At 62.3% G+C, this 22,535-nt stretch carries 22 protein-coding genes; 16 read left to right on the forward strand and 6 right to left on the reverse strand.

The window, feature by feature from the left end:
• Nucleotides 1-73: 73 nt before the first annotated feature.
• Nucleotides 74-1,936: an ABCB family ABC transporter ATP-binding protein/permease gene (locus BM408_RS19405; RefSeq protein WP_092131995.1), complete on the reverse strand. Its 1,863-nt coding sequence runs from the start codon at nt 1,934-1,936 to the stop codon at nt 74-76.
• Between the two features lie 49 nt (nt 1,937-1,985).
• On the opposite strand from BM408_RS19405, the gene BM408_RS19410 reads away from it, so the two are divergent.
• On the forward strand, nt 1,986-2,423 hold the full coding sequence (locus BM408_RS19410) for an acyl-CoA thioesterase (RefSeq protein ID WP_092131996.1): 438 nt from the start codon (nt 1,986-1,988) through the stop codon (nt 2,421-2,423).
• Nucleotides 2,424-2,503: 80 nt separating this feature from the next.
• Here the strand turns inward: BM408_RS19410 and BM408_RS19415 are convergent, their stop codons facing one another.
• The 3 genes from BM408_RS19415 to BM408_RS19425 are packed head-to-tail and all read right to left on the reverse strand — an operon-like array spanning nt 2,504 to nt 5,080.
• Nucleotides 2,504-3,304, reverse strand: coding sequence for a crotonase/enoyl-CoA hydratase family protein (locus tag BM408_RS19415; protein ID WP_092131998.1), 801 nt, complete (start codon nt 3,302-3,304; stop codon nt 2,504-2,506).
• Nucleotides 3,305-3,329: 25 nt separating this feature from the next.
• On the reverse strand, nt 3,330-3,698 hold the full coding sequence (locus BM408_RS19420; protein ID WP_092132000.1) for an AtuA-related protein: 369 nt from the start codon (nt 3,696-3,698) through the stop codon (nt 3,330-3,332).
• The gene (locus BM408_RS19425; protein ID WP_092132002.1) at nt 3,695-5,080 is read right to left on the reverse strand and encodes an acyclic terpene utilization AtuA family protein; all 1,386 of its coding nucleotides are present in this window, start codon (nt 5,078-5,080) and stop codon (nt 3,695-3,697) included. The genes BM408_RS19420 and BM408_RS19425 overlap by 4 nt, the downstream gene beginning before the upstream one ends.
• A gap of 107 nt (nt 5,081-5,187) precedes the next feature.
• On the opposite strand from BM408_RS19425, the gene BM408_RS19430 reads away from it, so the two are divergent.
• From BM408_RS19430 to BM408_RS19465, 8 genes are all read left to right on the forward strand, one after another.
• On the forward strand, nt 5,188-6,063 hold the full coding sequence (locus BM408_RS19430) for a branched-chain amino acid ABC transporter permease (protein WP_092132004.1): 876 nt from the start codon (nt 5,188-5,190) through the stop codon (nt 6,061-6,063).
• A 6-nt stretch (nt 6,064-6,069) separates the two neighbouring features.
• Entirely contained in the window at nt 6,070-7,146 is a 1,077-nt protein-coding gene (locus BM408_RS19435; RefSeq protein WP_092132006.1) for a branched-chain amino acid ABC transporter permease, read from the forward strand.
• Nucleotides 7,143-7,940, forward strand: a complete 798-nt coding sequence (locus tag BM408_RS19440; RefSeq protein WP_092132007.1) for an ABC transporter ATP-binding protein — start codon at nt 7,143-7,145, stop codon at nt 7,938-7,940. The genes BM408_RS19435 and BM408_RS19440 overlap by 4 nt, the downstream gene beginning before the upstream one ends.
• Entirely contained in the window at nt 7,937-8,734 is a 798-nt protein-coding gene (locus BM408_RS19445) for an ABC transporter ATP-binding protein (protein WP_092132009.1), read from the forward strand. Before BM408_RS19440 ends, BM408_RS19445 begins: the two co-directional genes overlap by 4 nt.
• A gap of 4 nt (nt 8,735-8,738) precedes the next feature.
• Nucleotides 8,739-10,592, forward strand: a complete 1,854-nt coding sequence (locus tag BM408_RS19450) for an AMP-dependent synthetase/ligase (RefSeq protein WP_092132011.1) — start codon at nt 8,739-8,741, stop codon at nt 10,590-10,592.
• Between the two features lie 52 nt (nt 10,593-10,644).
• Nucleotides 10,645-11,820: an ABC transporter substrate-binding protein gene (locus BM408_RS19455; protein WP_175541847.1), complete on the forward strand. Its 1,176-nt coding sequence runs from the start codon at nt 10,645-10,647 to the stop codon at nt 11,818-11,820.
• A 100-nt stretch (nt 11,821-11,920) separates the two neighbouring features.
• Nucleotides 11,921-12,529, forward strand: a complete 609-nt coding sequence (locus BM408_RS19460; RefSeq protein WP_092132012.1) for a YdeI/OmpD-associated family protein — start codon at nt 11,921-11,923, stop codon at nt 12,527-12,529.
• 75 nt (nt 12,530-12,604) lie between these two features.
• Nucleotides 12,605-13,150 (forward strand): MgtC/SapB family protein, encoded by a 546-nt coding sequence (locus tag BM408_RS19465; protein WP_092132014.1) that lies wholly within the window; start codon nt 12,605-12,607, stop codon nt 13,148-13,150.
• Between the two features lie 6 nt (nt 13,151-13,156).
• Here the strand turns inward: BM408_RS19465 and BM408_RS19470 are convergent, their stop codons facing one another.
• A complete protein-coding gene (locus BM408_RS19470) occupies nt 13,157-13,600 on the reverse strand; it encodes a hemerythrin domain-containing protein (protein ID WP_092132015.1) in 444 nt (147 codons plus the stop codon).
• Nucleotides 13,601-13,801: 201 nt separating this feature from the next.
• Between BM408_RS19470 and BM408_RS19475 the strand changes: the two genes are divergently transcribed.
• Nucleotides 13,802-14,758, forward strand: a complete 957-nt coding sequence (locus tag BM408_RS19475) for a complex I NDUFA9 subunit family protein (RefSeq protein WP_092132017.1) — start codon at nt 13,802-13,804, stop codon at nt 14,756-14,758.
• 8 nt (nt 14,759-14,766) lie between these two features.
• On the opposite strand, the gene BM408_RS19480 is transcribed toward BM408_RS19475, so the two are convergent.
• Complete coding sequence (locus tag BM408_RS19480; protein WP_092132018.1) at nt 14,767-15,639, reverse strand: TylF/MycF/NovP-related O-methyltransferase; 873 nt, start codon at nt 15,637-15,639, stop codon at nt 14,767-14,769.
• Between the two features lie 259 nt (nt 15,640-15,898).
• Between BM408_RS19480 and BM408_RS19485 the strand changes: the two genes are divergently transcribed.
• From BM408_RS19485 to otsA, 6 genes are read left to right on the forward strand one after another with little or no spacing between them, the layout of a single operon-like run.
• The gene (locus BM408_RS19485) at nt 15,899-16,582 is read left to right on the forward strand and encodes a glutathione S-transferase family protein (RefSeq protein WP_092132020.1); all 684 of its coding nucleotides are present in this window, start codon (nt 15,899-15,901) and stop codon (nt 16,580-16,582) included.
• 22 nt (nt 16,583-16,604) lie between these two features.
• On the forward strand, nt 16,605-16,910 hold the full coding sequence (locus BM408_RS19490) for an NIPSNAP family protein (RefSeq protein ID WP_092132021.1): 306 nt from the start codon (nt 16,605-16,607) through the stop codon (nt 16,908-16,910).
• A 56-nt stretch (nt 16,911-16,966) separates the two neighbouring features.
• A complete protein-coding gene (locus BM408_RS19495) occupies nt 16,967-18,268 on the forward strand; it encodes a multifunctional CCA addition/repair protein (RefSeq protein ID WP_092132023.1) in 1,302 nt (433 codons plus the stop codon).
• 55 nt (nt 18,269-18,323) lie between these two features.
• Entirely contained in the window at nt 18,324-19,157 is an 834-nt protein-coding gene (otsB, locus tag BM408_RS19500) for a trehalose-phosphatase (RefSeq protein WP_092132024.1), read from the forward strand.
• Complete coding sequence (locus BM408_RS19505) at nt 19,154-21,022, forward strand: glycoside hydrolase family 15 protein (RefSeq protein WP_092132026.1); 1,869 nt, start codon at nt 19,154-19,156, stop codon at nt 21,020-21,022. The genes otsB and BM408_RS19505 overlap by 4 nt, the downstream gene beginning before the upstream one ends.
• Nucleotides 21,019-22,401 carry an alpha,alpha-trehalose-phosphate synthase (UDP-forming) gene (otsA, locus tag BM408_RS19510; protein WP_092132027.1) on the forward strand — a complete coding sequence of 461 codons (1,383 nt, stop codon included), beginning with the start codon at nt 21,019-21,021 and terminating at the stop codon, nt 22,399-22,401. Before BM408_RS19505 ends, otsA begins: the two co-directional genes overlap by 4 nt.
• Nucleotides 22,402-22,535: the final 134 nt, after the last annotated feature.

Consider the following 22,535-nt stretch of genomic DNA (forward strand, 5'->3'; position numbering starts at 1 on the left):
CTACGGGGAATCCCATGGCCGCCGCAGTCTGGCGGGCGTGGACACTGGCGCCAGGATGCGGGCGGTGCCCCTGTCAGGCCTCTGCAGAACTCTGCTGCAGCGCCCACATGCGCGCATAGGCGCCTTCCATCGCCAGCAACTGCGCATGCGTGCCGCGCTCCACGATGCGCCCGGCGTCCATCACCAGGATCTCATGCGCATCGACCACGGTAGAGAGGCGGTGCGCGATCACCAGCGTGGTCTTGTTCTGCGCGGCGGCGCGCAGTTCGGTCTGGATGGCGCGCTCATTGGCCGAGTCCAGCGCCGAGGTGGCTTCGTCAAAAATCACCACCGGCGGGTTTTTCAGCAAGGTGCGGGCAATTGCCACGCGCTGCTTTTCGCCGCCCGAGAGCTTCAGGCCGCGCTCGCCCACCATGGTCTGGTAGCCCGTGGGCGTGGAGGCGATAAAGCTGTGGATGCGCGCCGAGCGCGCGGCTTCTTCGACCTCGGCATGCGTGGCGCCCGGCTTGCCGTAGGCAATGTTGTATTCAATCGTGTCGTTAAAGAGCACGGTGTCTTGCGGCACGATGCCGATGGACTGGCGCACGCTGGACTGCGTCACCTGCTTGATGTCCTGCCCGCCTATGGTGATGCGCCCGCCTTCGGCGTGGTTGCTGACGTCGTAAAAACGGTAAAGCAGGCGCGCCAGCGTGGACTTGCCCGCACCCGACGAACCCACCACCGCGACAGTCTTGCCCGGCGGGATTTCAAAACTCACGTTGTGCAGAATCGGCCGCGACGGGTCGTAGGCGAAGTTGACGTTTTCAAAACGCACCGCCGGCGAGTCGCCAATCACGATGGGCTGCGCGCCCGGCTGGTCGGCAATCTCACGCTCTTTTTCCATCAGCGTGAACATTTTTTCGAGGTCGGTCAGGCTTTGTTTGATCTCGCGGTAGATCACACCCAGAAAACCCAGCGGGATGTAGAGCTGGATCATGAAAGCGTTGACCATCACCAGGTCGCCCAGCGTCATGTGGCCGTCAACCACGCCCTGCGTAGCCCGCCACAGCATGGCCACCAGCGCGACGGCAATGATGAGCTGCTGGCCGGTGTTGAGCAGGCTCAGCGTGTTCTGGCTCTTGATGGCGGCGCGGCGGTAGCGCAGCAGGTTCTCGTCGTAGCGGGCGGCTTCAAACTCTTCGTTGTTGAAGTACTTGACGGTCTCATAGTTCAGCAGTGAATCGATCGCGCGGCTGTGCGCCGACGAGTCCAGCTCGTTCATGGTCTTGCGAAACTGTGTGCGCCATTCCGTCACTGTGACGGTGAAGAAGATGTAAAACACCAGTGCGATGCCGGTGATGCCGGCAAACCAGACGTCAAACTTCACCGCCAGCAAGGTGAGCACCAGCGTCACCTCGATCAGCGTCGGGATGATGCTGTAGAGCGAGTACGAGATCAGCGAATGCACGCCGCGCGTGCCGCGCTCGATGTCGCGCGTCATGCCGCCGGTTTGCCGCTCCAGGTGAAAACGCAGGCTGAGTGCATGCAGGTGGCGAAACACCTCCAGCGAAATCCGCCGCGCCGCGCCCTCGGTGGCCTTGGCAAAGACGAGCTCGCGCAACTCGGCGAACAGCGTGGTCGACAGGCGCAGCAGGCCGTAAGCGAGCAGCAGCGCCACCGGCACCACCAGCACCGCCTGTGCATCGCTCGGCTTGAAGTTCATGGCGTCGACCAGGTTCTTCAGCAGGAGTGGCACGCCCACGTTGGCCATCTTGGCGCCCACCATGAAGGCCAGCGCCGCCACCACACGCCATTTGTACTCCCACAGGTAGGGAAACAGGCGTTTGAGGGTGTCCCAGTCAGAGCGCTGGAGCGCCGGCGCCTTGCCGGCGCCCGGCACCGGCACAGCGGCGGGAACGGCAAGGGAAGAATCGGCAGCGGAGGCTCGGGAGCGCATGAGGGACAATCGTGGAGTTGTTGTAATCTGACCTTTTGAGATTGTGCCTATGTCTACCGAATCAAGCACCCATACGGACATTCACGCCGAGGACGCCCTGAACGTCCAGTTGCCCACCGACAAGGAGCTGGTGCTCAAGGTCATCCCCATGCCGGCTGACTGCAACGCCAACGGCGACATCTTCGGCGGCTGGGTCATGGCGCAGGTCGATCTGGCCGGCTCCGTGGTGCCGGCCCGCCATGTCGATGGGCGTCTGGCCACGGTGGCCGTCAACCAGTTCATCTTCAAGCAGCCGGTGCGCGTCGGCGACATCCTCTCGTTTTTCTCCAGCCTTACCCGCATTGGCACCACCTCGATTACCGTGCAGGTCGAGGTGTATGCCGAACGCTTTCGCGCGCAGGGCCGCTATATCAAGGTGACCGAAGCCAGCCTGACCTATGTGGCGATCGACGATTTCGGCAAGCCGCGCAAGATTGCCAAGAACTGAGTACTTTGATGCCGATGCTGCTTCACTATTGATTTAGTAGCAGCTTGCGCACATCATTCCTGGGCTACAGCCGGATTCACTCAAAACTCCCCGTGGCGGCCCTGCCCGCCCGCAAAGCGCGCCGCACCGGCAAAAGCATCCGGCAGGCGCTGCTTGCCGCGCTCCCACTCCTGGTGCAGCGCGTCCTCCCACCCCAGATCCCATTGCCGGTAGGCACTCATGCGGTCGGCCAGCATGGTGGCCTGCGGAAAGCGGCTGAGCTGGTGCGCCAGCGCCACCGCGGCGTCACGCGCACCACCAGTAGGCACCACGCGGTTGGCCAGCCCCATCTGCAGCGCCTCAGTTGATTCGACTTTGCGCCCCGTCAAAATCAGATCCATCGCGTGGCCCATGCCCACCAGGCGCGGCAGGCGCACCGTGCCGCCATCAATCAGCGGCACGCCAAAGCGGCGGCAGTAGACGCCGAAGTAGGCGTCCTCCTCCATCACACGCATGTCGCACCACAGCGCCAACTCCATGCCGCCAGCCACCGCCGCGCCGCTGACGGCCGCGATCACCGGCTTGGACAGCAGCAGCCGCGACGGGCCCATGGGCCCCAGCGGCCTCGTGTCTGTGGGTGAGAAATCCAGCTGGCCCAGCACCTGGCTGCCACCACCGGGTGTTTCGGCCTCCATGCGGGCGCCGGCCTGCAAGTCCCAGCCCGCGCAGAAGTGGCCATGCGCGCCATGGAACACCGCCACGCGCGCTTCAGGATCGTCGTCAAAGGCGATGAAAGCGGCGTGCAATGCGCTCGCCGTACCGGCGTCGACTGCGTTGCGCACGTCGGGCCGGTCCAGCGTGATCACCGTGACGTGCTGGTCTTTGTCGATGTGAATCGTCATGGCATCTCCAATGTGATGCGCGTCTTTACGCCGGCCACCAGCCTACACGCGGCGCGGCGACGGCTTCGGCCAGTTCCTCGGCACTCACCTCGATCTCCATGCGCAACAGGGCCGCCGCCATGGCCTTGCCCAGGTTGTCCATGCGCAGGTTGCGCGCACCGCCACCTTGCAGCGCGCCCTGCAGCACGAGCTTGAGCGCCAGAATATTCGGCAGGCGCCAGCAGGTGACCTGGCCAGGCAGCCAGGGCGCAAAGTGCGCCTGCACGCGTTCGGCCGTCACCTCGCGCTCAATCAACCGGTAGCCTGCCTCGTTCCAGGCAAAGAGGCCGAAGTCCACCCAGTCGGCCTTGTCGCCGCTGCGCGCATGCGCGAGTTTCACGAGTTGCAATTTCATGATTGCAACACCTCCACACGCAGCGCCGCCTCGACCGGTTGCCGGTCTATCAATGCAGGCCAGATGCCCAGCAGCTCGCTGCTGTTGTTCAGGCCATGAAAGCCGCAGGTATAAGCCGGCCCGCTCAGGGCCATCCACGGAAAGAGCCGGCCGAAGCCGTCAGCCACCGCCTTGTCCTGCGTCCTGATCACCAGGCGCACCCAGACTTCATTGAGCTCCGCCAGCACCCCGGGTGCTGGCAGCGGCGCGAGCGGGCCGTGCGCCGAGTTGAGCCCCGGAAATTCGACGAACAGTTCGTCATGCGCCATGCGCTTGTCGGCCAGCTGCGCCTTCACCATCTCTATCGCCGCCAGCGCTTTGGCGTGTGCATCAGGCCAGCTAAAACCCCAGGTGACTTCGGCCTTGTAGCCGTCACTGAACCCGCCCACCACTTTGAGCTGCGCGGGCCGCGCGTGGCCGCGTACGCCTGTCATGCGCACGGCATCGTTGCCCAGGTCTTCAAGCCGCACCGCCGACAGATCCATCACCACGTCGGGCGAGGCATAGTGCATCGGGTCGTGCACTTCGTATAAAAGTTGCTGGCGCACGGTGTCAAAGTTGATACGGCCGCCCGTGCCAGGCGCCTTCGTGATCAGCGCCGTGCCGTCTTCACTCACCTCCGCGATCGGATAGCCGATGTGCGCAAGATCAGGAATCGCCTTCCACGCCTCCTGGCTACCGAAGTTGCCGCCGCTGCCCTGACCTGAACATTCAAGCAAATGCCCTACCCCCAGGCCTTGCGCCAGCCGGTCCAGTTCTACCGGTGATTGCGCGTCTTCCAGCTTCCAGCGGAACTCATGCACCAGCGGCGCCAGAAACAGCGCTGCATCGGCAACACGCCCCGTCACCACAATGTCAGCGCCCTGCTGCAACGCCGAGACGATGGGCCGCGCGCCCACATAGGCGTTGGCAAAGACCATACGCTCACGTACAGACTCAAACGCCTGGCCGTTGAACATATGCGGTGGTGCGATGGCCGCGAGCTGCGGCAACATTTCGTCACCAGTGACCACCGCGATACGCGCCTTCCAGCCTTTGGCCGCGAACGCCGCGCGCAAGGCGGCGCCGGCGCCGGCAGGATTGAGCCCGCCCGCGTTGCAGATGAACTTCACGCCACGCGCCTGCATCAACGGCCACAACTTCATCAGCATGGGGATCACGTCGCGCGCATAGCCCAGTGCAGGATCGCGCTGTCGATCCTTCTGCAAGATCGCCAGCGTCAATTCGGCAAGATGATCGCTGGCGATGTAGTGCACACCGCCGCGCTCAATGCTCGCGGCCACAGGCTCCCACGCGTCACCGTAGAAACCCAGGCCCGCCCCTATACGAACATTTCCTTGCATCTAGGGATTACGCTTGATCGCGAATGCGACACGTATTCGGAACAACCCCTAGCGACAGACCTGTAGGTGACAGCTATAACTAAAGCCAACTACAAGGGAGACGCGATTTGCAATTTCTGCAGCTGCTCATCAGCGGTATTGCTCAAGGCTGCATCTACGGGCTGATCGCGTTGGGCTTTGTGCTCATCTACAAGGCCACCGAGACAGTCAGTTTCGCGCAGGGCGAGCTGATGATGCTGGGCGCGTTCGGCGGCCTGGCCTGCATGACCTTGCTGGGTTTTCCTTTCTGGCTGGCGGTGCTCAGCGCGATTGCAGGCATGGCGCTCTTCGGCATGGTGCTGGAGCGCCTGGTGATACGCCCCATCCTCGGCCAGCCCGCGTTTTCCATCGTGATGCTCACCATCGGCGTGGGCTACACGGCGCGCGGCCTCATCACCATGATCCCCGGCATAGGCACCGAAACCTATGTGCTACCCGTACCCTACAAAGACCAGATCTGGAACCTGGGCACGCTGGTCATCAACGTCGAGCAGGTCGCCATCATCGTCACCACCGCGGTGCTGTGCCTCATCCTGTTTGCGATGTTCAAGTACAGCAAGCTGGGCATCGCCATGCAGGCGTCGTCGCAGAACCAGCTGGCTGCTTACTACATGGGCATTCCGGTCAAGCGGCTCAACGGCCTGGTGTGGGGCCTGGCTTCCGCCGTGGCGGCAATTGCCGGCCTGCTGCTCGCACCCATCACCTTTGTGCACGCCAACATGGGTTTTATCGGGCTCAAGGCTTTTCCGGCTGCGGTGGTGGGCGGCTTCAGCAGCCTGCCCGGCGCGATTGTAGGCGGCCTGATCATCGGCCTTGTCGAATCGTTCTCGGGTTTTTATTTGCCCGACGGCTTCAAGGACATCGCCGCCTATGTGGTGGTGCTCATCATGCTGATGGTCAAGCCCAGCGGCCTGTTCGGCGAAAAACTGCGCAAAAAGGTCTGAGCCGCGATGCGCTTCATTTTTAAAACTGATTACGGGCAAGACATCAAGCTTGCGAAGCATGCAGGCCATGTGTTCTGGTACGGCGCGCTGATGTTGTTGCTGCTCGCGGCGCCCTGGATCTTTCCCGAGTACTGGCTGGCGCAACTCACCTTTGTGATGATTTATTCCATCGCCGGGCTGGGCCTGATGCTGCTGGCAGGTTTTACCGGCCTCTTCTCTTTGGGGCATGCGGCTTTCCTCGGCGTGGGTGCGTACACGCAGGCCGTACTCACTAATGCCGGTTTGCCTTTCCCGATCGCCCTCGCCTGCGCAGCCGGCTTGTCGGCGGCTGTCGGCCTGGTCGTCGGCCTGCCCGCGCTGCGGGTGAAGGGCATTTACCTCGGCATGGCCACGCTGTCCTTCGGTTTCATTGTGGAAGAAGTGTTTGCGCGCTGGGAAAGTGTCACCGGCGGCAACGCCGGTATCCACATCAAGGTGCCCGACATGTTCGGCTGGAAGCTGGACGACGGCGAGTCGTTTTATTTCCTTTGCCTCATCATCACGGTGGCGGCCACGCTGGGCATTCTCAACCTGCTGCGCTCACCCACGGGCCGGGCTTTTGTGGCGATTCGTGATTCCGAAATTTCGGCGCAGAGCATGGGCATTCACCTGGCGCGCTACAAGACGCTGTCGTTCGCGCTGTCGGCCGCGCTGGCCGGTGTGGCCGGCGCCCTCTATGCGCACAAGCTGCAATTCATCTCGCCCGACCAGTTCAACATCCTGCAGTCCATCGACCTGCTGCTGATGATCGTGATCGGCGGCGTGGGCTCGGTGCACGGCGCTTTCCTGGGCGCCATCTTTTTGATCTCCATGCCGCAGGTCATTGGCCTGACCAAAGACTACCTGCCCGCCACCATAGGCCAGGCGCCGGGTTTGCAGGCGGCGGTTTACGGCATTGTCCTGATTGCCTTTGTGCTGTTTGAGCCGCTGGGTCTTTACGGCCGCTGGCTGAAGATTCGCACCTACCTGCAGCTCTTTCCCTTCTATCGCAAGGGCCTGTTCAAGCGGCAGAAATCATTCCAGAAGTCAGATCGCCTGAAATGAGCACGACACTCCTTTCCGCCAAAAACCTCAGCGTGCGCTTCGGCGGCGTGCTGGCGGTCAACAACGTGAGCTTTGACGTCAAGCAGGGCGAAGTCTTCACGCTGATAGGCCCCAACGGCGCGGGCAAGACCACGGTGTTCAACCTGATCAGCCGCATCTACACACCTACCACCGGCGAGATTGAATACCGCGGCGAGAAACTCACCCACCAGCCGCCGCACAAAATCGCCTCGCTAGGCATTGCGCGCACCTTTCAGAACATTGAGCTGTTTGAGCACGCCACCGTGCTGCACAACCTGCTGATTGGCCGGCATACGCACCGGCAGACCGGCTTGCTGCACGACCTGTTTTTTACCGCCAAGGCGCGCGAGGCCGAGTTGCTGGCACGCGAAAAAGCCGAGCAGGTAATCGACTTTCTCGACCTGCAACACCACCGCGACTCCATGGTGGCCGGCCTGCCCTATGGCGTGCGCAAGGTGGTGGAGCTGGCGCGGGCGCTGTGCACCGAGCCCCAGCTGCTGCTGCTTGACGAGCCGTCTTCAGGCCTCAATGTGGAAGAGACCGGCGACATGGCTTTCTGGATTCAGGATATCCAGCACGAGCTCGGCATCACGGTGCTGATGGTCGAGCATGACATGTCCCTCGTCTCCCGCGTGTCCGACCGTGTGCTGGCCATGAACCAGGGCGAGGTGCTGGCGGTGGGCACGCCGCGTGAGGTGCAGAACGACCCGGGCGTGATCGAGGCCTACCTGGGCTCTGTGGATGAGGTCACTTCTTTGCGGAGGGCAGCATGAGCGCCGCCCCACCACCCGTCAGCGACCAGCCCGTCCTGAAGCTCCTCAACGTCGAGAGCTCCTACGGCCCGATCAAGGCGATTCGCGGTGTCAGCCTGCAGGTACGGCGCAGCGAGATCGCCACCGTGCTGGGCTCCAACGGTGCGGGCAAGTCCACCATCCTCAAAACCATCTCGGGCATCCTCGATCCGCGCAAGGGCTCCATTGAGTTCAAGGGCCAGGACATCACGGCGCAAGACCCGGCCCTCATCGTGCAGCAGGGCCTGAGCCATGTGCCTGAAGGCCGCGAAGTGTTTCCGCTGCTGAGTGTGCGCGACAACCTGCTGATGGGCGCCTACACCCGCAAGGACCGCGACGGCGTGGCGCTCGATATGGAAGCGGTGTACGGCTACTTCCCCATCCTCAAAGAGCGCGCCTTGCAGGACGCCGGGCTGCTGTCGGGTGGGCAGCAGCAGATGCTGGCAATCTCGCGTGCGCTCATGGCCTCGCCCGACCTCATCCTGCTCGACGAGCCCAGCCTGGGCCTGTCGCCCAAACTCACCAAAGAGATTTTTGAAATCGTGGTGCGCATCAACCGCGAACGCGGCACCACCATCCTGCTGGTCGAGCAGAACGCCAATATGGCGCTCAATGCATCCGACTACGGCTATGTGCTGGAAAACGGCCGCATCGTGATGGAAGATACCTGCGCCCGCCTGCGCGAGAAGGACGACATCAAGGAGTTCTACCTGGGGATGAAAGAAGACGGCGTGCGCGGCGAACGCAGGTGGAAGAAAAAGAAGACGTGGCGGTGACTGTATGAGCAATCTCTGGGATCTTTCTCATATCCAGCCCGAGCATGCCATCGTCATGCCGGGCGACACCATTCCCGCCGTGTTCTGGAATGCGGTGGAAAAGCGCAGCCATAAAACCTGGATGCGGCAGAAAAAGCTGGGCATCTGGCGCAGCTGGACCTGGACGCAAACCGGCGACGCGGTGCGCGAGATCGCCGCTGGCCTGCTAAGCCTCGGTTTTGCGCGCGGCGAGTGCGCCTCCATCCTTTCCAACACCGTGATCGAGTGGGTGCTGGCCGACCTGGCGGTGCTGAGCTGCGGCGGCGTCTGCAGCGGCATCTACCCCACCGATGCCGCATCTCAAGTGCACTATCTCTGCGAAGACTCGCGCACCACCGTGCTGTTTGCCGAAGACGACGAGCAGCTCGACAAGGCGCTGGAAGTGCGACCGCAGTTGCCGCTGCTGCGAAAAATCATTGTGTTCGACACCGAAGGCCTGCGCGACCTCAACGACCCCGGCGTGATGGGCCTGGCCGAGCTGCGCGCACTGGGACGCAGCTACCTGGCCGACCACCCCGATGCGGTGAAAGACAGCGCAGCCGCGTGCAAACCTGAAGACCTGGCCATCCTGGTCTACACCTCAGGCACCACCGGCAAACCCAAGGGCGCGATGCACAGCCAGCGCGGCCTGGTGTTTACCGCGCGTGGCTACAACACGCTGGTGGCGCAAAACGAAGATGACGAGCGCATGTGCTTTTTGCCGCTGTGCCATATCGCCGAGCGCATGGGCGGTGAATATTTTGCGATGTACGCCGGCGCCAAGCTCAACTTTGTCGAGAACCCCGAGACCATTCCTGAGAACGTGCGCGAGATTGCGCCCACGGTGTTCACCGCCGTGCCTCGCGTGTGGGAGAAGTTTTATTCCGGCGTGATGATTGCGCTGAAAGAGGCCAGCTGGCTGCAACAGGTGGCCTACGCCTGGGGCATAGGCGTAGGCATGCGCATCGCCGACACCGTACTCGAGGGCCGGCGGGTCAACGGCGCGCTCAAGGCCCAGTTCACGCTGGCGCGCTGGCTGGCACTGAACAATACGCGCAAGCTGATCGGCATTCACAAGGCGCGTTTTTGCGTTACAGGCGCGGCGCCGATTTCTCCGGACCTGGTGAAGTGGTACATGGCGCTGGGCGTTCCCATGCTGGAGGTCTGGGGCATGACGGAAACCTGCGGCGCCGCCAGCGGCGTGCCGGCCAGTTGCATGAGGCCCGGCTCCATCGGCCCGGCGGCCGGCTACAACGAGATGCGCCTGGACCCGGCCACGGGCGAGATTCTGGTGCGCGGCACCAATGTCTTTATGGGCTACCTGAACCAGCCTGAGAAAACCGCCGAAGCATTGGACGCCGAGGGCTGGCTGCACACCGGCGACGTGGGCGTGATGGACGAGCAAGGGTTTTTCCGTATCACCGACCGGATGAAGGACATCATCATCACCGCCGGCGGCAAGAACGTGACGCCCAGCGAGCTGGAAAACGAGCTCAAGTTCTCGCCCTACATCACCGACGCCGTGGTCATCGGCGACAGGCGTGCCTACCTCACGGTCATCATCATGATCGACCAGGAAAACGTCGAGAAATTCGCCCAGGATGCGGACATACCCTTCAGTAATTACGCCAGCTTGACGCGGGCAACCGAAGTGCAAGAATTGATTCAGTCGGAGATCGACCGGGTCAACAAGAAGTTTGCGCGGGTCGAGCAGATCAAGAAATTCTTCCTGCTCGACACGCAGCTCACGGCGGAAGACGAAGAGCTCACGCCGACCATGAAGCTCAAGCGCAAACTCGTAGAACAAAAATATGCCCCGCAAATAGAGGCCATGTACTGAGCCCCGTGCATCAAGTGAATAAGAGCCAAGAACCTTTACAGGAGACAAAACCATGAAACTGAAGTCAACCGCCGCCCTTTGCGCGCTGGCCTGCGCAGCCGCCTTGTCGGCTGCCACAGCGCAGGCGCAAAGCCAGGGTGTCAGCAAAACCGAGATCACGCTGGGCTCCATCCAGGACCTGTCGGGCCCGCTCGCGGGCTTCGGCAAGCAGATACGCAACGGCATGATGCTGCGCGTCAATGAACTCAATGAGCAGGGCGGCATCAACGGCCGCAAGGTCAAGCTGATCGTCGAAGACTCGGGCTACGACCCCAAGAAGGCAGTGCTGGCGGCACAAAAGCTGGTGAACCAGGACAAGATTTTCGCCATGGTCGGCCACCTGGGCACGGCGCAAAACCTGGCCGCCATGCCGGTGCAGTTCGAGAAAAACGTCATCAACTTCTTCCCGGTGACGGCCGCGCGTGAAATGTATGAGCCCTTTCACAAGCTCAAGTACTCCTTTGCCGCCACCTACTACGACCAGATGAAATCGGCCGTGCCCAAGCTGGTGAAAGAAAAGAACGCCAAGAAGGTCTGCTCGATGTACCAGGACGACGAGTTCGGCCTGGAGGTGCAGCGCGGCGCCGATGACGGCCTCAAGACCATAGGCATGACCATGGTCGAGAAAACATCCTTCAAGCGCGGCGCAACGGACTTCTCGTCGCAGATCGCCAAACTCAAGGCCTCCGAGTGCGACCTGGTGGTACTGGGCACCATCATCCGCGAAACCATTGGCGGCATCGGCACCGCCCGCAAGCTGGGCTACAACCCGGTCTTCCTGGGCTCCAGCGCGGCGTACACCGACCTGATCCACAAGCTGGGCGGCAAGGCCATGGACGGGCTCTACGCCACCATGACGGTGCAAAACCCCTATCTGGACGAGGCCTCGCAGCCCATCCGCTTCTGGGCCAACAAGTACAAGACGGCCTTCAATGAAGACCCGACGGTGTTCTCTGTCTACGGCTACACGGTGATCGACAGCTTCCTGCGCGCATCGCAGAAAGCCGGTGCCAATCTGACCACAGACAGCTTCATCAAAGCCATGGACACCATGGTCTACCCGCCCGACATCTTCGGCAGCTCTGAAGGCAAGTTCGGCCCACAAAAACGCCTGGGCAACAACCAGTCGCGTCTGTCGGTGCTGCAGGATGCGCGCTGGAAAGTGGTGTCTGACTACATCACACAATAAGTGAGGCAAGCCACCGCCCCTTCACCAAAACCACCTTCGGGTGGTTTTTTTATGCCAGGAATGGCTTGCGGTGAGTCCCGTGCATCACGCAGAATGCGCCATGCCTACCTCTGCCAAAACCGCCACCAAGACGCCCGCGCCCGCGCTTCCCACCGTGCGCTGCAAAGACACCCAGGCCTTCACCAAGTGGCTGGCCAAGCACCACACGAGCAGTGCCGGCCTCTGGCTGCAGATCGCCAAGAAGGATTCAGGCCTGGCCTCCATCACCCATGCCGAAGCACTGGAGGCCGCACTCTGCTACGGCTGGATAGATGGCCAGAGAAACTCTATGGACGAACAGTACTTTCTGCAGAAGTTCACCCCGCGCCGCGCCCGCAGCACCTGGTCCAAAGTCAACTGCGCCAAGGCGCTGGCGCTGATCGAGTCCGGCGACATGCAACCGGCAGGCCTGGCCGAAGTGGAACGCGCGAAGGCGGACGGCCGCTGGGATGCGGCCTATGACGCACAGAGCAAGATGACGGTCCCGGACGACCTGGCGGCCTTGCTCAAAAAAAGCGTCAAGGCCAAAACCTTCTTCGAGTCGCTGGACTCCCGCAACCGCTTTGCGATTTTGTTCAGGCTGCAAACCGCCAAGAGGAGCGAAACACGCGAGCGCCGGCTGGCAAAGTTTTTTGAGATGCTCAAGCGCAGCGAGAAGATCTATCCCTGAAAACGGACAGGGCTTTCCAGTGACGCCGTACACCGAACACGGTACATTCAATTGAACACGTGAAAAGGAGTCCGCATGGCGTCCAGTTGGTGGCAGCAAGTCGGTGAAACCATCGCTTCGGAGTTCTCGGATCTGCCGGATGCCGAGCAGGCCACCCGTGTCATGCTTCGCCTGATACTGGCCGCCTTGCTCGGTGGCCTGCTGGGCATAGAGCGTGAGCAAAAAGGCAAGGCCGCGGGTGTGCGCACGCACATGCTGGTGGCCATGGGCTCCGCGATGTTTGTGCTGGTGTCACAGCAATCCGGCATGATCACCGCCGACTTGAGCCGGGTGATCCAGGGCGTCATTGCCGGTATCGGCTTCCTGGGCGCGGGCACCATCCTCAAAGGTCACATGAAGGGCCACCCCGACGAAGAGCAGGTCAAGGGCTTGACCACCGCTGCCGGTATCTGGCTGACGGCGGCCATTGGCGTGGCCGCCGGCATGGGGCGTGAAAGCACTGCGGTGCTCAGCACCCTGCTGGCGCTTGGCATCCTGTCTCTGGTGCCGCGCCTTGTGCGTTTTCTGGAAAAGCCCGAGCCGCTGCTGGCGGACGCCGACAAACCGGACAATAAGCGCTAAGCCGGCTCAGTCCTTGGTGCGCTGCGAGACAAACTCGCCTTCGTAACCCTTGGCCAGCGACAGCTTCTCGGCTTCAGTCAGCACCTTGCCCGCCAGCTGAAACACCCCCTGCTCCTCGTCTTTGAGGTGGTGATGGATCTTGTGGTGCAGCTCTTTGGCCGCGGCCAGCCAGGCCGGTGAGCTGAAATCGGTTTCCTCCAGCGTTTCAACCAGCTTGTCCATCTGGTGGTGCTCGGCAATGCCGTGCCGTGAGGGCTCTTGTGTCATGTCATGCGCGATCAGCGGCACATAAAAAAAGCGCTCCTCGGCAGCCGCGTGGGCTGCCAGTTCGCGCTTGAGTTCCTTGAACAGCGTGTCCCTTTCCTTGCTGTCGCCCTGTGTCTTGATCAGGTGGTCGGCCAGGGAGCGCTGGGTGTCGTGGCTGGTTCGCAATGCTTCAAAGATGTTCATAAGTTCATTATGGGAATGCAACCGGTGCTGCCGTGTAGGCCAAAGGCGAAACCGCGCGCCCGCCCGGCGCTCATGATCGCTACTTATTTGATAGCTGCTTACGCCCACCCTGCTTGCTTAGAAGCCCAAAATGGCCTGCAAGACAGGAACCTCGCCGTAAAACACGGCAAAAGCCGCCGAAGCGCGCTAAATTAGCGGTCTATGAACAAAATCCTTCTCCTGGGCGGCACCGGCTTTGTCGGCCGCCATGTCTGTGAAAAACTCGCGCGTCTCCAATGCCGCGTTACCGTCGTCACCCGCCGGCGCGACAACGCCCGGCATCTGCAAATGCTGCCGCTGGTCGACGTGATCGAGGCCGACATCCACGACAGCGCCGCGCTGACGCCGCTGCTGGCCGGCCACGACGCCGTGGTCAACCTGGTTGCCATCCTGCAAGGCAATGAGGCCAAATTTGAAAAAGCCCATGTGCAACTGCCCCTGGCGCTGGCGCGTGCCTGCGAAGCCAGCGGCCTGCGGCGCATCGTCCACATCAGCGCACTGGGTGCTTCAACCAGCTCGGCATCGATGTACCAGCGCAGCAAGGCGCGCGGCGAGGCCGTCCTGCTCAGCACCGGGCTGGATGTGACCGTGCTGCGCCCCAGCGTGATTTTTGGCGCCGAAGACAAGTTCCTCAATACCTTTGCGCGCCTGCAGCAGATGTTTCCGGTGGTGCCGCTCGCTGCCGCCGACGCGCGTTTTCAGCCCGTGTGGGTCGAGGACGTGGCCGATGCCATCATCCATTGCCTGCAAGACGCCGACACCTCTGGCCAGATTTACGAAGTCTGCGGACCCGACGTCTTCACTCTGCGCCAGCTGGTCACGCTGGCAGGCAGTTATGCCGGCATCAACGGCGGCAAGGGCCGGCCGGTGATCGCGCTGCCGTCAGCGCTGGCCCGCCTGCAAGCCGGCCTCATGGAGCTGGCCCCCGGCGAGCCCCTGCTCAGCCGCGACAACCTGGACGCCATGGCCACCGACAACGTCGCAACCGGCAAGCTGCCGGGGCTGCAGGCGCTGGGCATTCACCCTGCCGCGCTGGATGCGGTGGGGCCGTCCTACCTGGGGGCGCAGGGTTTGCGCAGCGGGCTGACGGCCAAACGTAAAACAGCGGGCCGGTTTTAAAAGACCGGCTATCGCTTGATCACCAGCCCCTGGCCGGTGGGAAGCGGCATCACACGGTATTTGCGGTCCTCGAACCACAGGTCTTCCGCGAGTTTCTGCTCCCGGTAGACGCCCGACCATTCATAGTCGTCGAGTATCAGGATACCGCCCGGAACCATCCGGTCAAACAAGTACTCCAGCGAAGCAATCTCCGCAGGCGCCTGGTTCAAATCGACGTGCAGGTAAGCAATCCGGTCCGGGCAGCCGTCCGCGAACACCTGCGGGATTCGCCCTTTCATGATGCGGATCTGCGGATATGACGCAAACTTTTCGCACACCCGCTGGTAAAGGTCTTTGCCGTGTTCGGGCCCGGCGTGGTTAAGCATGGTGTCGTCGTGTTCAAACACGTCGTAACCCCAAAAGGTTTTTGGAAAAGCCTGGCCTCCCAGGTAATCAACGACTGTTTTGATGCCCACACCGGTGTAGGCGCCGCATTCGACGAAGTCGCCTTCCAGTTGCATGCAGTGATAGGCCGCACAGGCAAGCACATAACGCCGCCACACAATGGCCTGGTCAGACGGGCTTTCGGCGTTTGCTTTCCACGCAGCCACAAACGGAGCGTCGTCAAACATGGACAAGTTGCGCCCCCAGGTCAGCAAATTGTCCGCAAAGTGGTAACCAGGCGTCAGTCTTTTGGTGACCGACTCCAGGCTTTCCGTAACGGCATTGTTGTCATCCGTCCCCCAAAACACGGGGTAGAAAAAATTGGGCGTCCGGTCCATCTCCGCTGCCGAGTGTTTCGGCAAAAACCGCTGCGCACCGGCCGCCGGTGGCTGTGCCCTCAAGCGGCGGCCACGAAACAAACCCTCAGCCAGGGAGCGCAGTAATTTGGTCAGAATCATGGGTTAATTTCGCGGATTGATCGTAAGGGGGCCACAGCACAAATGAGCAATTGACTGTAGCCTGATTCTCATCCAGCATCATGCTCACTCAGGGCAAGCCAGGAATGACGCGCATCGAGCCGGCAGGTTTTCGCGGCCATCCTTGTGCGCAGCATCAATTTTGCGATTTTTAAGCATCAATCCCGATTTCGTCCGGCGGTAGGATCGCAAGTCGTTTCACTTTGACTTCTTCTCTCAGCACCAGCAGAACAGGCACACCATGCTCAAGCTCTACATCGGTAATAAAAACTACTCTTCCTGGTCCATGCGCCCCTGGGTGCTACTCAAGCAGGCCGGTATTCCGTTTGAAGAGGTCAAGCTTCGCTTTGACTCGTTCGACGCCAATTCGAGCTTCAAGGAAAAAATCGGCAGCGTGAACCCGACCGGCCGGGTGCCGGCGCTGGACGACGACGGTTTTGTGGTGTGGGACACGCTGGCGATTGCCGAGTACGTGGCCGAGCGCTTTCCTGACAAAAAACTCTGGCCCCAGGACGTGAAGGCACGTGCCCGGGCGCGCAGCGTGTGCGCCGAGATGCACAGCGGGTTCAGCGCCCTGCGTTCGGCCTGCCCCATGAACATCGAGGCCGACCTCTCCGACATGGGCCAGTTGATCTGGCGCGATAAATCGGCTGTGCGCGCCGACGTGCAACGTCTGGTCGAGATGTGGACCGAGCTGCTGCACCAGCACAAAGGCCCCATGCTGTTTGGCGAATTCGGCATTGCCGACGCCTTTTTCGCACCCGTGTGCATGCGCCTGAGCCGTTACGCCCTGCCGGTGCCGGCAGAAATCAGCGCTTATATCCAGCGCGTTGCCGCCCTGCCCGGCGTCAAGGCCTGGATCGACGACGCGCTGGAGGAAAACGACTTCCGCGAGTTCGAAGAGCCTTACCGCACCAAGCGTTGATCCGCTGATCAGGAGCCCTTTCATGGTCACCATCTACTTGCGCTACGTGCTCAACACCGCCAAACTCAAGGAGTTCGAGCACTACGGCAAGCTCTGGATCCCCCTGGTCGAGAAATTCGGCGGCACGCACCACGGTTATTTCATGCCCAGCGAAGGCGCCAACAACATTGCGCTGGCCCTGTTCACCTTTGACAGCCTGGCCGCGTACGAGACCTACCGCCAGAACTCTTTCGCCGACCAGGACTGCCTGGCGGCGTTCAAGTACGCCGAAACCACGGGCTGCATCATCAGCTACGAGCGCAGCTTCTTCCGGCCCGTGTTTTCCTGAGTTCCTGCAGGGGACCGCCTATCCACAGGCAAAGCCCGAGCCGCTAAACTGCCTGAATGGAAATATTCATGGTCGGTGGCGCGGTGCGCGATGCCTTGCTGGGCTTGCCTGTGCAAGACCACGACTGGGTGGTCGTGGGCGCGACACCCGAGGCGCTGGTCGCCCGGGGCTACCTGCCTGTGGGCAAGGACTTCCCCGTCTTCCTGCACCCCGAGACCCGCGAAGAGTATGCGCTGGCCCGCACCGAACGCAAGACCGCACGCGGCTACCGCGGCTTTGCGGTGCATGCCGAGCCCGACGTGACGCTGGAGCAGGATCTGGCGCGACGCGACCTGACCATCAACGCGATTGCGGCGCCTTCAAAAACCCAAAGCGCCAAGACCGGGTTTGACACCGCCTTTGAACCGGATTTTTCCGCCCTGATCGATCCCTTTGACGGGCAAAAAGACCTTCGCGACAAAGTGCTTCGCCATGTGACCGGCGCCTTCCGCGAAGACCCGGTGCGCATCCTGCGCCTGGCCCGTTTTTCTGCCCGCTTTCCGGATTTTTCCGTTGCCCCCGAAACCATGGCGCTGATGCAGGCGATGGTGGCCGAGGGTGAAGTGGATGCGCTGGTGGCCGAGCGCGTGTGGCAGGAGCTTGCACGCGGGCTGATGGAGGACACCCCCTCACGCATGTTCGAGGTGCTGCGCGAAAGCGGCGCGCTGCAAAAACTGCTGCCTGAAGTGGCGTGCCTGTGGGGCGTGCCCCAGCCTGCGGCCCACCACCCCGAAGTCGATACCGGTGTCCACCTGATGATGGTGCTGGACATGTCGGCGCAGCTTGAAGGCTCATTGGCCATGCGCTTTGCCTGCCTGTGCCACGACCTGGGCAAGGGCGCGACGGCAGCCGATGTGCTGCCGCGGCATATCGGCCATGAAGCGCGCAGCGCCCAATTGCTGAAAGACGTGTGCGAACGCCTGCGCGTACCGGTGGAGTGCCGCGAAATGGCCGACGTGGTGGCGCGCGAGCACGGCAACATTCACCGCAGCGAAAGCCTGAACGCAGCGTCGCTGGTGCGCCTGCTCGAGCGCTGCGATGCCTTTCGCAAGCCGCAGCGCTTTGCCGAGGTGCTGCTGGCCTGTGAGTGCGACGCGCGTGGCCGCCTGGGCCTGCAGGATTCGCCCTACCCCCAGCGCACCCGCCTGCTGGCGGTGCTGGCCGCTGCCCAGGCGGTGGACACCCATCAGCTGGCGATGGAGGCACAGGCCGCCGGGCGCGGCGGCCAGCAGATTGGCGAGGCGATTCACAGGGCGCGCGTCAACGCGGTGCAAGCGGCCATCACCGACACAGGGCAATTGCCGCAAACCGCCCCATGAAAAAGCGAAACCGGCCTACAGCCATTTGAAGGAGGCCCTGCTAAGGTGAGAAGCGATGCATTCATCCCCATCACAACCCTTGGCACCGCCTGCGGCTGCAGCCGCTTCAGCGAACACACCGGCCTCGACGCCTCTTCTGGATCTGCCGGCCATCGGAGCACATAACGCGCTCTTTCTGGACTTTGACGGCACGCTTGTCGACCTGGCGCCTCAACCCGAGGCTGTACAACTGGTAGCCGGCCTGGTGCCGGCGCTGGCGAGGCTTTCTACGCAACTGGGCGGCGCGCTGGCAATCGTGTCGGGCCGCACGCTTACCGACATTGACGGCTTTCTCGCGCCGCTGCGGCTTCCCGCGGCGGCCGAGCACGGCGCGCAACGCCGCGCGGCAGGAGGCATCGCCGTCAGCCTGGCCGCACCCGACCTGCAAGAGGTGGCGCGCCGCGCCGCCGAGCTGATGGTGCACCACCCGGGCCTGCGCGTGGAAGTCAAGTCCGCTGCTGTCGCGCTGCACTACCGCCATGCACCGGATCTGGAAGCGCTTTGCCTTCAGGTCATGCAGGAGGCCGCCGCCAACACGCCTGGTGTGGAATTGCTGCGCGGGAAATTTGTGTTTGAGGTCAAACCTTCAGGCGTCAGCAAAGGCACGGCGATAGCGGCCTTCATGGCCGAGCCGCCGTTCGCCGGCCGCGTCCCGCTGTTTGCCGGTGACGACACCACCGACGAGGCCGGGTTCTCGGCCGTGCAGTTCATGGGCGGTGAAGGCATCAAGGTGGGCGAAGGCGCCACGCTGGCTCGCTTTCGCTGCGCCTCGCCGGCCGCGCTGCGGCAGTGGCTGGGTGATGCCTTGAGTGAGTCCCTTTCACCCGCCCCACACGGAGCCCACTCATGAGCGTCGCCGCCGACTCCCTTCACTTCGCGCCCTCCGCCCAGCCATCCTTGGCGATGGGCGTGATCGGCAACTGCGGATTCAGCGCACTGGTCGACGCACGCGGCCGCATTGTCTGGTGCTGCCTGCCGCGCTTTGACGGCGACCCGGTGTTCAATGCCTTGCTGGAGCCTCAACCTGCGCAATCCGCGCCGGACGACGCGACGATACCCGGCGCCCAGGATTTGCAGTCCAGCGCCTTCGCCATCGAAATCGAGGATTTCGCCGAGGCCAAACAGTGGTACGAACCCAATACCGCAGTGCTGCGCACACAGCTGTTTGACAAGCACGGCCAGGGCATAGAAATCACCGACTTCGCGCCGCGCTTTTTCAGCCGCTCGCGCTTTTTCAGACCCATGACGATAGTGCGCCGCATCAAGCCCATTCACGGCGCGCCGCGCGTTCGTGTGGTGCTGGACGTGCGCTTTGACTGGGGCCGGCGCAAGCCGGTGATTACCCAGGGCAGCAACCACGTGCGCTATGTCGGCGACGAGCTGACACTGCGCCTGAACACCGATGTGTCGATTTCGCATCTGTTGTCAAAGCAGCCCTTTGTGCTGACGCGTGAGCACAATTTTTTGCTGGGCGCCGACGAATCACTGCCCGATGGCATTGCCGACACAGCGCGCCTCTTTGAGCAGGAAACCATTTCCTACTGGAGGAAGTGGAGCCAGCGCCTGCACATTCCGCTGGAGTGGCAAGAGGCCGTGATACGTGCGGCCATCACGCTCAAGCTCTCGCTTTTTGAAGACACCGGCGCCATCGTCGCCGCCATGACCACCAGCATTCCGGAAGCGCCGGGCAGCCAGCGCAACTGGGACTACCGCTATTGCTGGCTGCGTGACGCCTTTTTTGTGGTGCGCGCGCTCAACAGCCTGTCGGAAGTCGGCACCATGGAAGACTACCTGCGTTGGCTTGCCAATGTGGTGGTGCAATCCAAGGGCGGGCACATCCAGCCGCTGTACGGCATAGGCCTGGAACGCGAACTGCCCGAGTCCATCATGGTGCACCTGGGCGGCTACCGCGGCATGGGCCCGGTGCGCGTGGGCAACCAGGCACAAGAGCACTTCCAGCACGACGTGTATGGCAATGTGGTGCTGGGCGCGGCCCAGGCCTTTCACGACCACCGGCTGCTGCACCGCGCGGGCGCTGCCGAGTTCAAGCGGCTTGAAGACGTCGGCGAGCAGGCGGTGCGCAACTACGACAAGCCCGACGCAGGCATGTGGGAGCTGCGCACCCGCGCGCGCATCCACACCTCGTCAGCCCTGATGTGCTGGGCCGCCTGCGACCGCCTGGCCAAGATAGCGCTGACGCTCAAACTGCAGGACAGGGCCGACTACTGGCACGGCCATGCGGCGGTGATGCAGGAGCGCATCCTGCGCGAGTCCTGGAGCGAAGAACGCCAGGCCTTTGCCGAAAGCTTTGGCGGGCGCGACCTGGACGCCAGCGTGCTTTTGATGATTGAAGTGGGTTTTATCGACCCGAAAGACCCGCGTTTTATCGCCACCGTGGACGCGCTGGAAACCCACCTCTGTGACGGCCCCTACATGCGCCGCTACGAAGCACCCGACGATTTCGGAAAACCCGAGACGGCCTTCAATATCTGCACCTTCTGGCGCATCGACGCGCTGGCCCGCATTGGCCGCAAGGAGCAGGCCCGCGAGATCTTCAACACCATGCTGGCCGCGCGCAACCATGTGGGCCTGCTGTCGGAAGACACGCACCCCGTGACCGGCGAGATGTGGGGCAATTTTCCGCAGACGTATTCGATGGTCGGCATCATTAACGCCGCCGTCCGCTTGTCGGCTCCCTGGGAAAGCAGGGTATGAGCCGGCTTGTCGTCGTTTCGAATCGCGTCGCAGATCCGCGTAAAGCTGCGGCCGGAGGGCTGGCCGTTGCGCTGGGCGACGCATTAAGCACCACCGGCGGCCTCTGGTTCGGCTGGAGCGGCACGGTCGTCGAAGGTGGCGCGCCCGGCGAAGGCGAGCTGCATGTGCAGCAGGCTGGAAACGTCACGCTGGCCACGGTAGACCTTTCGACAGAAGACCACGCGGGCTATTACCTGGGTTACAGCAACGGCGTACTCTGGCCGGTGTTTCACTACCGGCTGGACCTGGCGCGTTTCGACGCGGGTTTCATCGAAGCCTACCGGCGCGTCAACCGGCTGTTTGCGCACAAGCTGATGCCGCTGCTCAAGCCTGACGACATCATCTGGATTCATGACTACCACCTGATTCCGATGGCGGCTGAGCTGCGCGCCATGGGCTGCAACAACCGCATCGGTTTTTTCCTGCACATTCCGCTGCCGCCGCAACAGGTGCTTGCCGCCATTCCGCAGCACGAGTGGCTGATGCGCGCGCTGTTTGCCTATGACCTGGTGGGCTTTCAAAGTGAAAACGATTTGCTGCACTTTTCACGCTATGTGCAGGCCGAAGCCGGCGCCGTGGCGCTGGGCGGAAACCGCTTCCGGGCCTTTCACCGCACGGTGCGGGCCGGCGCCTTTCCTATCGGTATCGACGTGGACGAGTTCGCCGCACTCACGCATGCGCAGGACGCCCGCGACATGTACGAGCGCATGAAGGAAGAGTATTCACGCCGCAAGCTGCTGCTGGGCGTAGAGCGGCTCGACTACTCCAAGGGCCTGCCGCAACGCCTGAAATCGTTTGAAAAGCTGCTGACCAAGTACCCGGAAAACATACGCAGCGCCACCCTGATCCAGATCGCCTCGCCCAGCCGGGAAGACATGGGCACGTATACCGATTTGCTGCAGGAGCTGGAAAGCCTTTGCGGCGCCACGAATGGCAATTTTGGTGAGCTCGACTGGATGCCGATTCGCTACATCCACCGCAATGTGGCACGCAAACGCCTGCCGGGTTTGTACCGTGTGGCGCGGGTTGCGCTGGTCACACCGCTGCGTGACGGCATGAATTTGGTGGCCAAAGAATTTATCGCCGCGCAAGACCCGGCCGACCCGGGCGTGCTGGTGCTGTCGCGATTTGCTGGTGCCGCTGAGCAGCTTGAAGATGCGCTGCTGGTGAACCCCTACGATATTGACGGCACGGCGGACACCATACAGCGGGCTTTGCAGATGCCGCTGGAGGAGCGGCAGGCTCGGCACCAGAAGTTGCTTAAGCACATTCGTGAGCATGATGTGCATTGGTGGCGGAGGGAGTTTCTTAATGCCCTTGGCTATGAGGGGCCGGCTTAGGTTTCGGATCTTGCTTCGGCGGTGTGCGCTCTTTTGAGGCTTGCTGGCCGGGGGTTGCCCGGCGGCAACTCACTTTCTTTTGCTTCGCCAAAAGAAAGTAAGCAAAGAAAAGGCGACCCTACTGTCTGCGTCCC

The organism is Polaromonas sp. YR568, assembly GCF_900116715.1.
In the GTDB taxonomy this organism is placed as follows: domain Bacteria; phylum Pseudomonadota; class Gammaproteobacteria; order Burkholderiales; family Burkholderiaceae_C; genus Polaromonas.

What these genes read in the sequence shown, in the direction of transcription:
- BM408_RS19405 (WP_092131995.1), bottom strand. Translation starts at nt 1,936, where the DNA reads ATGCGCTCCCGAGCCTCCGCTGCCGATTCTTCCCTTGCCGTTCCCGCC.
- BM408_RS19410 (WP_092131996.1), top strand. Translation starts at nt 1,986, where the DNA reads ATGTCTACCGAATCAAGCACCCATACGGACATTCACGCCGAGGACGCC.
- BM408_RS19415 (WP_092131998.1), bottom strand. Translation starts at nt 3,304, where the DNA reads ATGACGATTCACATCGACAAAGACCAGCACGTCACGGTGATCACGCTG.
- BM408_RS19420 (WP_092132000.1), bottom strand. Translation starts at nt 3,698, where the DNA reads ATGAAATTGCAACTCGTGAAACTCGCGCATGCGCGCAGCGGCGACAAG.
- BM408_RS19425 (WP_092132002.1), bottom strand. Translation starts at nt 5,080, where the DNA reads ATGCAAGGAAATGTTCGTATAGGGGCGGGCCTGGGTTTCTACGGTGAC.
- BM408_RS19435 (WP_092132006.1), top strand. Translation starts at nt 6,070, where the DNA reads ATGCGCTTCATTTTTAAAACTGATTACGGGCAAGACATCAAGCTTGCG.
- BM408_RS19440 (WP_092132007.1), top strand. Translation starts at nt 7,143, where the DNA reads ATGAGCACGACACTCCTTTCCGCCAAAAACCTCAGCGTGCGCTTCGGC.
- BM408_RS19445 (WP_092132009.1), top strand. Translation starts at nt 7,937, where the DNA reads ATGAGCGCCGCCCCACCACCCGTCAGCGACCAGCCCGTCCTGAAGCTC.
- BM408_RS19450 (WP_092132011.1), top strand. Translation starts at nt 8,739, where the DNA reads ATGAGCAATCTCTGGGATCTTTCTCATATCCAGCCCGAGCATGCCATC.
- BM408_RS19455 (WP_175541847.1), top strand. Translation starts at nt 10,645, where the DNA reads ATGAAACTGAAGTCAACCGCCGCCCTTTGCGCGCTGGCCTGCGCAGCC.
- BM408_RS19460 (WP_092132012.1), top strand. Translation starts at nt 11,921, where the DNA reads ATGCCTACCTCTGCCAAAACCGCCACCAAGACGCCCGCGCCCGCGCTT.
- BM408_RS19465 (WP_092132014.1), top strand. Translation starts at nt 12,605, where the DNA reads ATGGCGTCCAGTTGGTGGCAGCAAGTCGGTGAAACCATCGCTTCGGAG.
- BM408_RS19470 (WP_092132015.1), bottom strand. Translation starts at nt 13,600, where the DNA reads ATGAACATCTTTGAAGCATTGCGAACCAGCCACGACACCCAGCGCTCC.
- BM408_RS19475 (WP_092132017.1), top strand. Translation starts at nt 13,802, where the DNA reads ATGAACAAAATCCTTCTCCTGGGCGGCACCGGCTTTGTCGGCCGCCAT.
- BM408_RS19480 (WP_092132018.1), bottom strand. Translation starts at nt 15,639, where the DNA reads ATGATTCTGACCAAATTACTGCGCTCCCTGGCTGAGGGTTTGTTTCGT.
- BM408_RS19485 (WP_092132020.1), top strand. Translation starts at nt 15,899, where the DNA reads ATGCTCAAGCTCTACATCGGTAATAAAAACTACTCTTCCTGGTCCATG.
- BM408_RS19490 (WP_092132021.1), top strand. Translation starts at nt 16,605, where the DNA reads ATGGTCACCATCTACTTGCGCTACGTGCTCAACACCGCCAAACTCAAG.
- BM408_RS19495 (WP_092132023.1), top strand. Translation starts at nt 16,967, where the DNA reads ATGGAAATATTCATGGTCGGTGGCGCGGTGCGCGATGCCTTGCTGGGC.
- otsB (WP_092132024.1), top strand. Translation starts at nt 18,324, where the DNA reads ATGCATTCATCCCCATCACAACCCTTGGCACCGCCTGCGGCTGCAGCC.
- BM408_RS19505 (WP_092132026.1), top strand. Translation starts at nt 19,154, where the DNA reads ATGAGCGTCGCCGCCGACTCCCTTCACTTCGCGCCCTCCGCCCAGCCA.
- otsA (WP_092132027.1), top strand. Translation starts at nt 21,019, where the DNA reads ATGAGCCGGCTTGTCGTCGTTTCGAATCGCGTCGCAGATCCGCGTAAA.